The organism is Sulfitobacter sp. SH24 (assembly GCF_965641895.1).
Taxonomy (GTDB): Bacteria; Pseudomonadota; Alphaproteobacteria; order Rhodobacterales; family Rhodobacteraceae; genus Sulfitobacter; species Sulfitobacter dubius.
Window position 1 is genome coordinate 297,696 of the sequence record NZ_OZ282575.1, and the last position, 12,196, is coordinate 309,891.

General features: G+C 62.0%; 13 protein-coding genes. 9 read left to right on the forward strand and 4 right to left on the reverse strand.

Annotated features, from left to right (window positions below):
* Window positions 1–6: 6 nt before the first annotated feature.
* The 4 genes from pheT (at window position 7) to mscL (ending at window position 4,721) form a co-directional block, all read left to right on the forward strand.
* Window positions 7–2,403 carry a phenylalanine--tRNA ligase subunit beta gene (gene pheT, locus ACSQ16_RS03860; protein WP_243261614.1) on the forward strand — a complete coding sequence of 799 codons (2,397 nt, stop codon included), beginning with the start codon at window positions 7–9 and terminating at the stop codon, window positions 2,401–2,403.
* A gap of 17 nt (window positions 2,404–2,420) precedes the next feature.
* Window positions 2,421–2,864 (forward strand): YtoQ family protein, encoded by a 444-nt coding sequence (locus ACSQ16_RS03865; protein WP_093927359.1) that lies wholly within the window; start codon window positions 2,421–2,423, stop codon window positions 2,862–2,864.
* Window positions 2,865–3,212: 348 nt separating this feature from the next.
* Complete coding sequence (locus tag ACSQ16_RS03870; protein ID WP_435988787.1) at window positions 3,213–4,163, forward strand: histidine kinase dimerization/phosphoacceptor domain -containing protein; 951 nt, start codon at window positions 3,213–3,215, stop codon at window positions 4,161–4,163.
* Window positions 4,164–4,289: 126 nt separating this feature from the next.
* Window positions 4,290–4,721 (forward strand): large conductance mechanosensitive channel protein MscL, encoded by a 432-nt coding sequence (gene mscL, locus ACSQ16_RS03875; protein ID WP_243261612.1) that lies wholly within the window; start codon window positions 4,290–4,292, stop codon window positions 4,719–4,721.
* A 65-nt stretch (window positions 4,722–4,786) separates the two neighbouring features.
* Here the strand turns inward: mscL and ald are convergent, their stop codons facing one another.
* Window positions 4,787–5,905, reverse strand: a complete 1,119-nt coding sequence (ald, locus tag ACSQ16_RS03880; protein WP_243261611.1) for an alanine dehydrogenase — start codon at window positions 5,903–5,905, stop codon at window positions 4,787–4,789.
* Between the two features lie 138 nt (window positions 5,906–6,043).
* On the opposite strand from ald, the gene ACSQ16_RS03885 reads away from it, so the two are divergent.
* A complete protein-coding gene (locus tag ACSQ16_RS03885; protein WP_243261610.1) occupies window positions 6,044–6,502 on the forward strand; it encodes an Lrp/AsnC family transcriptional regulator in 459 nt (152 codons plus the stop codon).
* Between the two features lie 281 nt (window positions 6,503–6,783).
* On the opposite strand, the gene rpsU is transcribed toward ACSQ16_RS03885, so the two are convergent.
* A complete protein-coding gene (rpsU, locus tag ACSQ16_RS03890) occupies window positions 6,784–6,990 on the reverse strand; it encodes a 30S ribosomal protein S21 (RefSeq protein WP_007118112.1) in 207 nt (68 codons plus the stop codon).
* A 110-nt stretch (window positions 6,991–7,100) separates the two neighbouring features.
* On the opposite strand from rpsU, the gene ACSQ16_RS03895 reads away from it, so the two are divergent.
* The 4 genes from ACSQ16_RS03895 (at window position 7,101) to ACSQ16_RS03910 (ending at window position 9,778) form a co-directional block, all read left to right on the forward strand.
* Window positions 7,101–7,793, forward strand: coding sequence for a COQ9 family protein (locus tag ACSQ16_RS03895; RefSeq protein WP_243261609.1), 693 nt, complete (start codon window positions 7,101–7,103; stop codon window positions 7,791–7,793).
* 71 nt (window positions 7,794–7,864) lie between these two features.
* Window positions 7,865–8,599 (forward strand): energy-coupling factor ABC transporter ATP-binding protein, encoded by a 735-nt coding sequence (locus tag ACSQ16_RS03900; RefSeq protein WP_243261608.1) that lies wholly within the window; start codon window positions 7,865–7,867, stop codon window positions 8,597–8,599.
* Window positions 8,574–9,170 carry an energy-coupling factor transporter transmembrane component T gene (locus tag ACSQ16_RS03905; RefSeq protein ID WP_243261607.1) on the forward strand — a complete coding sequence of 199 codons (597 nt, stop codon included), beginning with the start codon at window positions 8,574–8,576 and terminating at the stop codon, window positions 9,168–9,170. Before ACSQ16_RS03900 ends, ACSQ16_RS03905 begins: the two co-directional genes overlap by 26 nt.
* 62 nt (window positions 9,171–9,232) lie before the next feature.
* Complete coding sequence (locus tag ACSQ16_RS03910; protein WP_243261606.1) at window positions 9,233–9,778, forward strand: biotin transporter BioY; 546 nt, start codon at window positions 9,233–9,235, stop codon at window positions 9,776–9,778.
* Window positions 9,779–9,811: 33 nt separating this feature from the next.
* Here ACSQ16_RS03910 and ACSQ16_RS03915 read toward each other — a convergent pair whose 3' ends face one another.
* Entirely contained in the window at window positions 9,812–10,918 is a 1,107-nt protein-coding gene (locus ACSQ16_RS03915; protein WP_243261605.1) for a thiolase family protein, read from the reverse strand.
* Window positions 10,915–12,144, reverse strand: a complete 1,230-nt coding sequence (locus ACSQ16_RS03920; protein ID WP_243261604.1) for an AMP-binding protein — start codon at window positions 12,142–12,144, stop codon at window positions 10,915–10,917. Before ACSQ16_RS03920 ends, ACSQ16_RS03915 begins: the two co-directional genes overlap by 4 nt.
* Between the last annotated feature and the right edge of the window lie 52 nt (window positions 12,145–12,196).

The window sequence follows — 12,196 nt, forward strand, 5'->3', positions numbered from 1 at the left end:
ACGATTATGAAATTCACCCTCTCCTGGCTCAAGGACCATCTCGACACCACAGCGTCGATTGATGAGATCACCTATGCCCTCACGGACCTCGGCCTCGAAGTTGAAGGCGTCGAGAACCCGGCGGCGAAGCTTGCCGACTTCACCCTCGGCTATGTGCAATCGGCCGAGAAACACCCCGATGCCGACCGGTTGAACGTCTGTCAGGTGGAAACCGACGAGGGCGTCATGCAGATCATCTGCGGCGCGCCGAATGCCCGCGCGGGCATCACCGTCGTCGTGGCCAAGCCGGGCGTCTATGTGCCGGGGATCGACACCACCATCGGCGTCGGCAAAATCCGCGGCGTGGAGAGCTTCGGCATGATGGCCTCCGAGCGCGAGATGGAACTCAGCGACGAGCATGACGGCATCATCGAGCTGCCCTCGGGCAAGCCCGGTGACCGTTTCATCGACTGGCTGGCCGAGAATGACCCGGCGAAAGTCGACCCGGTGATCGAAATCGCCATCACCCCCAACCGCCCCGATGCGCTCGGCGTGCGCGGCATTGCGCGCGACCTCGCCGCACGGGGGCTGGGCAAGCTGAAGCCGCGTGATTGCGATGCGGTGGAAGGCAGCTTTGCCTCGCCCATCAGCGTCAGCATCGACGAAGATACGCTGGACGGCTGTCCAGTATTCTATGGCCGCGTGATCCGGGGCGTGAAAAACGGCCCCAGCCCGCAGTGGTTGCAAGATTGCCTGCGCGCCATCGGGCTGCGTCCGATCTCGTTCCTCGTTGATGTGACCAACTTCTTCACCTTCGACCGCAACCGCCCGCTGCACGTCTTTGACGCGGATAAGGTCAAAGGCAACCTGCGCGTCCACCGTGCCAAGGGCGGCGAAGAGATCGTGGCACTGGACGAAAAGACTTACACCCTGCAAGCGCGGCAGATGGTCATTTCCGATGACAGCGGCGTGGAAAGCATTGCCGGTATCATGGGCGGTGAGGCCACAGGCGTGACCGAAGACACGGTGAACGTCTTTGTTGAAAGCGCTTATTGGGACCCGGTGCAGATCGCCTATGCGGGCCGCGCGCTCAAGATCAACTCCGACGCCCGTTATCGTTTCGAGCGCGGTGTGGACCCGGCGTGGACGCCCTATGGTATCGAACATGCCACGCGGATGATCTTGGATCACGCGGGCGGTGAGGCCTCCGAGGTCGAGGTCGCGGGCAAGGTGCCGGACACGTCGCGCGCTTACAAGTTGGACGCGGCCAAGGTGCAATCTCTGGTCGGCATGACGATCCCCGAGAGCGACCAGCGCCAGACGCTCACCGCGCTTGGTTTCCAACTCGACGGCGACATGGCACAGGTGCCAAGCTGGCGTCCTGACGTGCAGGGTGAGGCCGATCTGGTGGAGGAGGTTGCACGGATTGCGTCCCTCACCAAGCTCGAAGGCAAGCCGCTGCCGCGCCTGACGACGGGCGTGCCGCGCCCCGTGCTCTCGCCCATGCAGCGCCGCGTGGTGACTGCGCGGCGCACGGCGGCGGCGCTCGGCTACAACGAATGTGTGACCTACAGTTTCATCGACCAAGCCTCTGCTGCGCTCTTTGGTGGTGGCACGGATGAGACGCGTCTTGAAAACCCGATCTCGTCGGACATGAGCCACATGCGCCCCGATCTGCTGCCCGGTCTGCTGCAAGCTGCCGCCCGCAATCAGGCGCGCGGCTTTGCCGACATGGCGCTGTTTGAGATCGGCCCCGCGTTCAGCGGCGGTGAACCGGGCGAAGAGCAGATTATGGTCAGCGGCCTGCTGGTGGGTCGCACCGGTCCGCGTGATGTGCATGGCGCGGCGCGTGCGGTTGATGTGTTTGACGCCAAAGCCGATGCCGAGGCCGTGCTGGCCGCCATCGGCGCGCCCGCCAAGGTGCAGATCCTGCGGGGCGCTGACGAATGGTGGCATCCGGGCCGTCACGGCAAAATCTGCCTTGGCCCGAAAAAGGTGCTGGGCGTCTTTGGCGAAGTGCACCCGCGTGTGTTGGCTGCGATGGACGTGAAAGGCCCGGCAATGGCCTTCACCATCTGGCCCACCGAAGTGCCGCTGCCGCGCAAATCCGGTGCCACGCGCCCGGCGCTGCAGATCAGTGATCTTCAGGCGGTCGAGCGTGACTTTGCCTTTGTCGTCGACGCGGATGTAGAGGCGCTGACGCTGGTTAACGCGGCCAAAGGGGCCGACAAAGCTCTGATCGAAGACGTGCGTGTCTTTGATGAGTTCATCGGCGGCAGCGTTGGTGAAGGCAAAAAATCCCTCGCCATTACCGTGCGTTTGCAGCCGAGTGACAAGACGCTCAAAGATGCCGATATCGAAGCGGTTGGTGCTAAGGTCGTTGAGAAAGTCACCAAAGCCACCGGCGGCCTGCTGCGCGGCTGAACCAAAGGACAGAAGCGATGAAAGTCTACCTCTCTGGTGAAATCCATACCGACTGGCGCGAACAGATCATTACGGGGGCCCAAGGGCTCGACGTGACTTTCGCGGCGCCCATCACAGACCACGCCGCCAGCGACGATTGCGGCGTGGCGATCCTTGGCGCTGAGGAGGACAAGTTCTGGCACGACCGCAAAGGCGCGCAGATCAACGCGATCCGCACCCGCAAGGCAATTGCCGAGGCGGATGTGGTCGTGGTGCGCTTTGGCGATCAGTACAAACAGTGGAACGCGGCCTTTGATGCGGGCTATGCCGCTGCCTTGGGCAAGTCACTGATCATTCTACACAGCGCAGATCATGCGCATGCGCTCAAAGAGGTCGATGCAGCCGCTCTTGCCGTGGCCAGTGAGCCTGCGCAGGTGGTTGCGATTCTGCGCTATGTGTTGACCGGCGCGCTGGCTGGGTGACGCCGCAGCAGGGCTAGGCGCTTCGAAAATTAGCATTTATCAAGGCTACATGACCGAATCGATCCGGTCGAGTTGCTGGACGTCGGTGGTTTCTGAGCCAAGCCTGTAGATGCTGGGGGTTTTCGGCCCTGATCTGCCCCCACCGGCAGGCGATATCCGATCCGCGCCGCGGCTGCGCGGCGGGTCAAGACTGGAAGGAGAAGGCCCATTTTAGCTGACACGCCCTCGGAGCAGGACGAACGTCTAGAGACGCTGCATTCCTACAATGTCCTTGATACCGAAGCTGAAGCTGATTTTGACGATATCGTCGACCTTGCGTCGAAGATCTGCGAAACGCCTGTTTCTCTCATCAGTTTGGTGGATGAAAAGCGGCAATGGTTCAAAGCGCGCGTCGGGTTTGAGCCACATGAGACGACGCTGGATCAATCGGTTTGCTCTCATGCCATTCTCGATGGCGACTTTACCGAGATTCCGGACATGGGGGCCGATCCGCGAACGGTGGATAATCCCCTCTATGTCGGGGACCCACGGGTAAAGTTCTATGCAGGGGCCAAGCTGGTCGCGCCGAACGGCCAGCCGATTGGCACGCTTTGTGTGCTGGATACCAAGCCCCGCACCCTGACTGAATTTCAACGCCAGGCGCTGCAAACCCTGTCGCGTCACGTGATGATGCAACTTGAGTTGCGCAAGAAAATCCGCATCGAAGAGGCCCTGCGTGCCGAGATGGATCACCGGGTGAAAAACTCGTTTCAGACCATCGCCTCGCTGTTGCGGATGGCGACGCGCAAGGTGCAAGACCCGGACGCCAAGGATGTGCTTGCTCTTGTTGAACGCCGTTTCGGCGCGGTGGCGTCGCTGCATAGCGAACTGATGGGGCAGGGCGGCAAGAGCAAGGTGCAGACCGCCTCTTACCTTGAGCAGTTGAGCAAGCTGCTCGCCGCTGGCGCGCCAGGTCATGTAACCATCTTCTGCGAGGCCGATCCGGGCGAGTTGCAAGCGGCGCAGGCTTCGGCGGTTGGGATGATTGTCAGCGAATTTGTGGCCAACTCGATCAAACACGCATTTCCCGAAGACCGGGCAGGAGAGATCAAGATCTCTCTGCGCAGGCAGGTTGGGACGGATGGCTGGCTGTTAGAGTGTCGCGACAACGGCCGTGGGCATGGCGGTACGGTCGCAGGGGCCGACAGCACCGGGCTGGGGCGGATGCTGATGTCTACGGCGACAGAGCAGCTTAATGGGCGGCTCACGACCGATTTCGGCGCTGACGGTGCGCTGATGCGCGTTTGTTTTCGCGCTTAACACCGCAGAAAGCGGCAATTTTTCCGCTTCACGCTTAAATCAACGATTGACCGCCTTCTTTGTCAGCCCGCACTATTGGTCTATGGCGGCAGGACAGTCGGCTGGCTTAGAACAGGGACAGACACAATGATTCAAGAATTCAAAGACTTTATCGCCAAGGGCAATGTCATGGACATGGCTGTTGGTATCATCGTGGGTGCGGCCTTTACGGCGATTGTGTCATCCATGGTGGCTGATTTGATTAACCCGATCATCGGGCTTTTCACGGGCGGGGTGGATTTCACCAATAACTATGCTGTGCTGTCCGGGGATGTACCCGCCAATGCGTCGCTAGAGCAGGCGCGCGAAGCTGGGGCGTCGGTCTTTGCCTATGGCTCGTTCTTGATGGCCGTGATCAACTTTTTGATTATCGCCTTTGTCGTTTTCATGTTGGTGAAGATTGTGAACCGCGTGAAAGCTGCAGCGGAAAAGCCTGACGAAGTGGCACCTGAGGTTAAAACGGGGCCGTCGCAGCTTGATGTTTTGCTGGAAATTCGGGATGCATTGAAGACCCGCTAACCGGTATCTACGGAATGAAAAGGCCCGCCAGATTGGCGGGCCTTTTTGTATATATGGGGTTGGGCTTAGCCTGCGATGGCTTGATCGGCGGTGATGCCGTCGATCCCAAGCGCTTCGCCAACAGCGGCATAGGTCAGCTTGCCCGCGTGAACGTTAAGACCTGCCTTAAGGTGCGGATCATCTGCGCAGGCTTGCTTCCAACCTTTGTCTGCCAGCGCCAGCATGAAGGGCATGGTGGCATTGCCAAGCGCGATGGTTGAGGTGCGCGCCACGGCGCCGGGCATGTTAGCCACGCAGTAGTGCATGATGCCGTCGACCTCATAGACCGGGTCTTGGTGCGTCGTCGCCTTGGAGGTCTCGAAACAGCCGCCTTGGTCAATCGCCACATCCACCAGCGCCGCGCCGGGTTTGAGTTCGGAAAGCTGCGCGCGGCTGATCAGTTTGGGGGCCGCCGCGCCGGGGATCAGCACCGCACCGATGATCATATCGGCTTGGCGGGCCAGTTCGATGGTGTTGCCTGCGCTGGCATAGGCGGTCTTGAAGGTGCCGCCATAGATGTCATCGAGATAGCGCATCCGGGGGAGCGACCGATCAAGCACAGTCACATCCGCGCCCATACCAGCAGCGATCCGGGCCGCATGGGTGCCGACAACGCCGCCGCCGATGACCATAACTTTGGCGGGGCCGACGCCGGGCACGCCGCCCATCAACACGCCGCGTCCGCCATTGGCCTTTTGCAGTGTCCAAGCGCCGACCTGCGGTGCCAGACGGCCTGCAACCTCGGACATCGGCGCCAGAAGGGGCAGCCCGCCGTTGCGGTCGGTCACCGTCTCATAAGCAATCGCGGTACAGCCCGAGGCCAGCAGATCACGGGTTTGGTCAGGATCGGGGGCGAGGTGCAGATAGGTAAAGAGCAATTGCCCTTCGCGCAGCATCTTCCGTTCGCCCGCCTGTGGCTCCTTCACCTTGACGATCATATCGGCGCTGGCAAAGATTTCCTCGGCCGTGTCGATGATGGTGGCACCTGCGGCGGTGTAATCCGCATCTTCAAAGCCCGCGCCGACACCGGCCCCGGCTTGCACGATAACCTCATGCCCGTGGGCGATGGCTTCTTGTGCGGCATTGGGCGTCAGGCCGACGCGGAATTCCTGCGGTTTGATTTCTGTCGGGCATCCGATTTTCATGGGGGTCACTCCTCCTCCGTAGTGGGACAGAACTATCATATCTGCCTTGCATATCGTTGCGAATTTGGGGTCGCCAAGCCGGGCGGTAATCGAATATCATTGCGTAGAAATGAAATTTTACGCGAAAGTATTGCGCATATGGCCTTGGATGAGATTGATCGGCGTGTTCTGCGCGCTTTGCAGCGCGACGGGCGGATGTCCAATGCCGAATTGTCGGAAGTGGTGCATTTGTCGCCTTCGGCTTGTCATCGCCGTGTGCAGCGGTTGGAGAAAGAGGGCTATATCCGCGATTATGTGGCCCTGCTGGACCCGCGCAAACTGGACATGCCGACGACGGTGTTTGTGGAGATCACTCTGCAAGCGCAGGCTGAGGAAGTGTTGGAGGCCTTCGAGAAGTCGGTCTCGCGCATTCCCGATGTCTTGGAATGTCACCTGATGGCGGGGACGGCGGATTACCTGTTGAAGATCGTGGCGGAGAATACCGAAGATTTTGCCCGGATTCACCGTCAGCATTTGGCGCGGTTGCCAGGGGTGGCGCAGATGCAGTCGAGTTTCGCACTGCGGACGGTGTGCAAGACCACGGCGCTGCCCGTGTAGTTGGCTCCACACGATCTGCGCCGCCGCGCCACCAGCCCGGAATAAAGGGCGTATGCCCGCCGGGCAGCGCCAGACCGCCCGGACGGGCTGGCGCTTTTGCAGTCGGAGTGCTGTCCTGCGGACCCGGCGTATGGGCTGCTGCCATAAACTGCCCAATTGCCGAAGTTTCGAACGCCACCTCGCGGTCTGGCGTTGCCCGGCTCTGCTCCCCCCCACAAAACAAAACCCCCGCTGCCATCGGCACCGGGGGTTCTATATCTGTCGCGTGTCGCGGGAATGATTTACATCATACCTTCGCGTTGCGCTTTTTTGCGTGCCAGTTTACGGGCACGGCGGATCGCTTCAGCTTTCTCGCGCGCTTTTTTCTCGGACGGTTTCTCGAAATGTTGCTTGAGCTTCATTTCACGGAAAACGCCTTCGCGCTGTAGCTTTTTCTTCAGAGCCCGAAGGGCCTGATCGACGTTGTTGTCGCGAACACTAACCTGCATGTGGTTGTCACCACCTTTCTAGGATAAAGTTGCAAGGAATTGCAGGAAATGGGCCTATAACAGCCTATATCACGTTTGTCCACCCCATCATGCCCCGATAGGAGCCCGCCATGACACCGCCCAAGGCCGACCCAAAGGACCAATTGCTGGATGCCGCAATGATGCATGTGCCGTTTGACGGCTGGTCGCCAGCAACATTCAATGCCGCGATCAAGGACAGCGGTCTGGACCCGGCGTTGGCCCGTGCGGTTTGCCCCCGGGGGGCGGTCGATCTGGCCGTGACCTATCACCGGCGCGGCGATGCCAAGATGGTCGAAGGTTTGGCGCAGGCCGATCTGTCGGAGCTCCGGTTCAGGGATCGCATCGCCAAGGCCGTACGCCTACGGCTCGAAGCCGGGGATCGTGAGGCGATCCGCCGGGGCAGCACGCTTTTCGCCCTGCCGCATCACGCGCCCGAAGGGGCGGGCCTGATCTGGGAGACCAGCGATAAAATCTGGACTGTACTCGGCGATACCTCGGACGATGTGAACTGGTACAGCAAACGGGCCACACTGTCGGGCGTCTATTCCGCGACCCTGCTCTATTGGCTGGGCGATACCAGTGAGGGGCATCAGGCGACGTGGTCATTCCTTGATCGGCGCATTGATGATGTAATGCAGATCGAAAAGCTCAAGGCGCAGGTGCGCGACAGCCCGACGCTGAGCCGTCTGATGGCCGGGCCGAACTGGTTGCTGAGTCATATCAAAGCGCCGCGTGGGCAGCGTGACTCTGATCTGCCGGGGCGCTGGACGCCGCCTAGCTGAGGCAACCTGCAGGCTTTCCTGCCCGCGCAGCAGATGGTAGGGCGGGGCACTCGGTTTAACACAGGCGCCCGATGACCAGTCCGACCCCTCCGCTCATTGATATTGACAGGATCAGTTACACCCCCGCAGGCACGCCGGTGCTGCGCGACGTGAGCCTTAGGTCCGATGCATCGCGGATCGGGATTGTGGGGCGCAACGGGTCGGGTAAGACCTCTTTCGCGCGGGTTCTGTCTGGGTTGGTGGCCGCAGATGAGGGGCAGGTGCGGATCGGCGGGATCGACGTGGCCCGTGACCGCCGCCGCGCGATCGGCGCTGTGGGCATCCTTTTCCAGAACCCCGACCATCAGATCATCTTCCCAACTGTGGAAGAAGAAATCGCCTTTGGGCTCCTGCAAATGGGCCAGTCCAAGGCAGAGGCGGCGCGTGGCGTGGCCGCGATCCTCGGTCAGTTTGACAAGCGGCATTGGACGCAAGCATCGATCCACCAGCTCTCTCAAGGACAGCGGCAGTTGGTTTGCCTGATGGCGGTTTTGGCGATGCAACCGCGGGTGGTGGTGTTGGACGAACCCTTTGCCGGGCTCGACATCCCCACGCGGCTGCATCTTGAACGTGTTTTGGCCGGGCTCGACCTGACGCTGGTGCATATCACCCACGATCCGGCGGCGGTGGCAGCATACGATCACATCCTCTGGCTGGAGCGCGGCGAGGTCGTCCAGCAGGGCAGCGCCCGCCCGGTGCTGCGCGCTTTCGAGACACGGATGAAAGAACTGGGGGCGAGCGATGATCTCTCTGACCTCGCCGGTTGAGACCCGCGCCCACGGCTGGCCTGCGGGGGCCAAGCTGGGCGCGCTTTGTGTGGCAACGCTGCTGCTTTTCAGGGTGGAAGAACCGGGGTGGCAGGCAGCGTTTTGCGCCGGGATGCTGGTGCTCTATGCTCTGCCGGGGCAAGCTTTTCTAAAGACCGGGTTGGGGCGGCTGTGGATGCTCTGGCCCTTTGTTGCGTTGATCTTGCTGTGGCATGTGCTGACCCGCGATGCGGAGGCGGGTCTTGTCATTGTGTTACGGATGATCACCGCTGTGGGGCTGGCCAATCTTGTGACCATGACCACGAAACTCAGCGATATGATGGCGGTGGTGCGTTGGCTTGCCACGCCCCTGCGCCGCTTTGGGGTTCGGACCCGTAGCCTTGAACTGGCCGTGGCGCTGGTGGTGCGTTTCACCCCGGTACTGGCGGCCAAGGGGCAGATGCTATCGCTGGCGTGGCGCGCGCGGTCGCGCAGGCGGGCGGGCTGGCGGATCGTGATGCCCTTTACCGTGCTGGCCATCGATGACGCCGAACATGTGGCCGAGGCGCTGCGCGCGCGGGGCGGGCTGTGATTGCTTGACCGGGGAAGAGGGCTGGCCTAGGCATTGGAAACTTTAATTCAAGGACCCTCTCGATGGAACGCAATCTGACCATGATCGCCCTCTTCGCCGCGCTGATTGCGGCACTGGGCCTGATTCCGAAATTCACGCTTGGCTTCGGTGTGCCGATCACGGCGCAGTCGCTGGGCGTCATGCTTTGTGGCACGGTGCTGGGCGCATGGCGCGGTGGCCTTGCGGCGCTGCTGTTTGTGGCACTGGTTGCTCTTGGCTTGCCGCTTTTGGCCGGGGGCCGTGGCGGTCTGGGCGTCTTTGCCTCGCCAACCGTGGGTTTCCTCGTTGGTTTCCCGATCGGTGCTTTCGTAACGGGCTTTATCATGGACCAGTGGCGCAATGCGCCGGTAGGTTTGGCCGCCGGGGTTTCCGCTGTCTTGGGTGGTATCCTTGTGGTCTATGCCTTTGGCATCTTCGGCATGATGATGACGCTGAACAAAACCCTGCCTGAGGCGACCCTGCTGGTCCAAGCCTTCATCCCCGGTGACCTTATCAAGGCCGTGCTGGCGGGTTTCATCACCTCTGGTCTGGCCAAGGCGCGCCCTGCAAGCCTGCTGTCGCGCAGCTAATACAATCGGCCCGTTCACATCGGGGACGGGCCGCTACAGCCGCATCAATGCGGCACAGCCGATCCCCCCAGCCGCAGCAATCGCCGCCAGCCCTGTGCCTGCGCCCCGCGCCACCAATTCATGCCAGAGCCGCACCGCATTGATTGCCCCCGAAGCGCCAATGGGATGCCCTCGCGCCAGCGCCCCCCCGCCGAGGTTTGTGATCCCCGGCGCAATTCCTGCGCCAGTCACACAAGCGATGGCCTGCACGGCGTAGGCTTCCATGATCTCGGCCACATCAAGATTGCCCGCAGATAGCCCGCTTTGCCGCAACACATCATCAATCGCCATTAGCGGGGCCACCCCCGGCTCTTCGGGGGTGCCGCCCTTTGTAGCCGTGGCAAGAAGTTCAACCTTTGGTGCGGTGATGTCTCTCGTCACACGCTCTGACACCACGATGCAAAAGGCCGCCGCGTCGGCAGCAACGGCGGCATTGGCAGCGGTGATGTCCCCAGTCAGCACTCTGGCGCGGCGGCAGAGCGCGGGGGTAAGGCGGCGGGTGAATGTATCGTTTTCGGTCCCCGCCAGCGGCACCAGCTCTGTGTCCGCCGGCAGATGCGCGCGGGCTTTTGCATGGCTCTCTACCGCCCAATCATCCTGTGCTTGGCGGGTGATGCCTTGTGACAAACCAAGTTCTGCGGCGGCCTGCGCCATTTCGGGGTCGCGTTTTGGCCAGGGGGTAAAGGGCGCTTGGGTGTAGGCTTCGGGAGGGCGGCCATCGGGGAATGTACGATAGCGCAGTGGCTGGCGGGAATAGCTCTCAGCACCTCCGGCGACGACCACCTCTGCGGCACCGCTCAGGATCATTTGTCGTGCCAGCGCCAGCGCATCCAGCCCGCCCGCGCATTGCCGGTCAATGCTCAGGCCCGCCACATGCTGTGGCAGTCCCGCTGCCAGCGCAATGCTGCGCGCAGGGTTACCACCGGGGCCAATGGCGCTGCTGCAAATCACCTCGTCAACTTGTTCAAGCGTCAGCCCGGCGTGAGACAGTGCAGCCCGAAGCACTGGGGCGGCGAGGCCGGGCAGGGATAGATGCGACAGCGCCCCGTCGCGCGGTGCGACCGGACTGCGGCAGGCGGCGATGATGTAGGCGCGGGTCATGATTGTGTCTCCAGCCAAGTTGAGAGGGCGCGCAGGTCAGGCTTGCCGGAGGGGAGCAGCGGTAGCTCGGGGCGAAAATACACGCGCCGGGGGCTTGCCAATGGGCCGAGTTCCGCGCGGCATGTCTCAATGATCTTTTCGGCCTGTGCGCGGTTTTCTGCGCCTTCGACAACCGCCACCAGTTGCTGGCCGCGCATTGTGTCAACCCGCGGCAGAACGGCGCAGGCCGTGCCCTCCCGCGCGGCGATCATTGCCTCAACGGCTTCGGGGAAGACAAGCTGATCTGCGATCTGCACCATGCGCTGGCGCCGCCCCTTGATCCAAAGCTGTCCGTTGGCGTCAAACTCACCCATTTCGCCCACGGTTACGAAGCCATCGTGCCAGCGGGTGTCGGGGCTGTCGCCCAATGCATAACCGTCGAACAGATAGGGGCTGCGCACCCAGATTTCGCCTACACCAGATGTGGGGTGGCTCTTCTCATCCAACAGGCGCAGTTCTACACTTGGGTAGGGCTGGCCGACGGATCCTTTGGGGGTGTCGGCATCTGCAAGGGTGATAAAGCTCGTCTCGGCAGCGCCATAGAAAACATGGAGCGCCGCGTTGGGGCAGAGGGTCTTTACCGCAGCCCTAGTTGCCGCGTCCAGCGCACCGCCTCCGCAAAGCACCAGCCGAAGCGAAGGCAGCGGCGCGGCGGCCCCGCGTGCGAGCAGGCGCAGTTGGGTCGGTGTGGCGTAGATAAGGGTCGCGCCGACCTTCGAGATGCGCGCCGCCTGAGTGCGAGGGGAGTGCTGAGCCAAGACATGGGTATCAAGCCCCAAATGCAGCGCTTCCAAAACGGCATAAAGCGAGAGCGAATGGCTGAGCTGACCCAGCACCGCGACACTGTCGGTGCTGCGCAAGGCGAAACGATCGGCATTGACCGCGAAGCTGGCGGTCCACGATCTCTGACTGCGCCGGACTGCTTTGGGCAGGCCAGACGCCCCGCCAGTTAGGGTCAAAAAAACACCGGGCGGGCAGGTGAGGTCTTCCGGCAAGGGACGGTCACTTAGGCAGAAGGGTGCGCGTTGTGTGATGGCGGCGCCAAGGGCCGCGAGAGCGTCGGCCGTCGGCGTTGCGGGCAGGGGGCGGAAGGCGTCGCTGTTGCCCAGAGACGGGCGGAGCAGTTCCTGAACCCCGGCGAAAAGCCGCGCGCCTTCGGCCCAAGCAAATCTATCCTCTACAGCCATCTGACCCTCCCTCCGGTTCTGGGGTGGAAATTCCGGGTGCATGCCAACGGGG

Coding starts and splice junctions, on each gene's coding strand:
- pheT (WP_243261614.1), top strand. CDS start 7: ATGAAATTCACCCTCTCCTGGCTCAAGGACCATCTCGACACCACAGCG.
- ACSQ16_RS03865 (WP_093927359.1), top strand. CDS start 2,421: ATGAAAGTCTACCTCTCTGGTGAAATCCATACCGACTGGCGCGAACAG.
- mscL (WP_243261612.1), top strand. CDS start 4,290: ATGATTCAAGAATTCAAAGACTTTATCGCCAAGGGCAATGTCATGGAC.
- ald (WP_243261611.1), bottom strand. CDS start 5,905: ATGAAAATCGGATGCCCGACAGAAATCAAACCGCAGGAATTCCGCGTC.
- ACSQ16_RS03885 (WP_243261610.1), top strand. CDS start 6,044: ATGGCCTTGGATGAGATTGATCGGCGTGTTCTGCGCGCTTTGCAGCGC.
- rpsU (WP_007118112.1), bottom strand. CDS start 6,990: ATGCAGGTTAGTGTTCGCGACAACAACGTCGATCAGGCCCTTCGGGCT.
- ACSQ16_RS03895 (WP_243261609.1), top strand. CDS start 7,101: ATGACACCGCCCAAGGCCGACCCAAAGGACCAATTGCTGGATGCCGCA.
- ACSQ16_RS03900 (WP_243261608.1), top strand. CDS start 7,865: ATGACCAGTCCGACCCCTCCGCTCATTGATATTGACAGGATCAGTTAC.
- ACSQ16_RS03905 (WP_243261607.1), top strand. CDS start 8,574: ATGATCTCTCTGACCTCGCCGGTTGAGACCCGCGCCCACGGCTGGCCT.
- ACSQ16_RS03910 (WP_243261606.1), top strand. CDS start 9,233: ATGGAACGCAATCTGACCATGATCGCCCTCTTCGCCGCGCTGATTGCG.
- ACSQ16_RS03915 (WP_243261605.1), bottom strand. CDS start 10,918: ATGACCCGCGCCTACATCATCGCCGCCTGCCGCAGTCCGGTCGCACCG.
- ACSQ16_RS03920 (WP_243261604.1), bottom strand. CDS start 12,144: ATGGCTGTAGAGGATAGATTTGCTTGGGCCGAAGGCGCGCGGCTTTTC.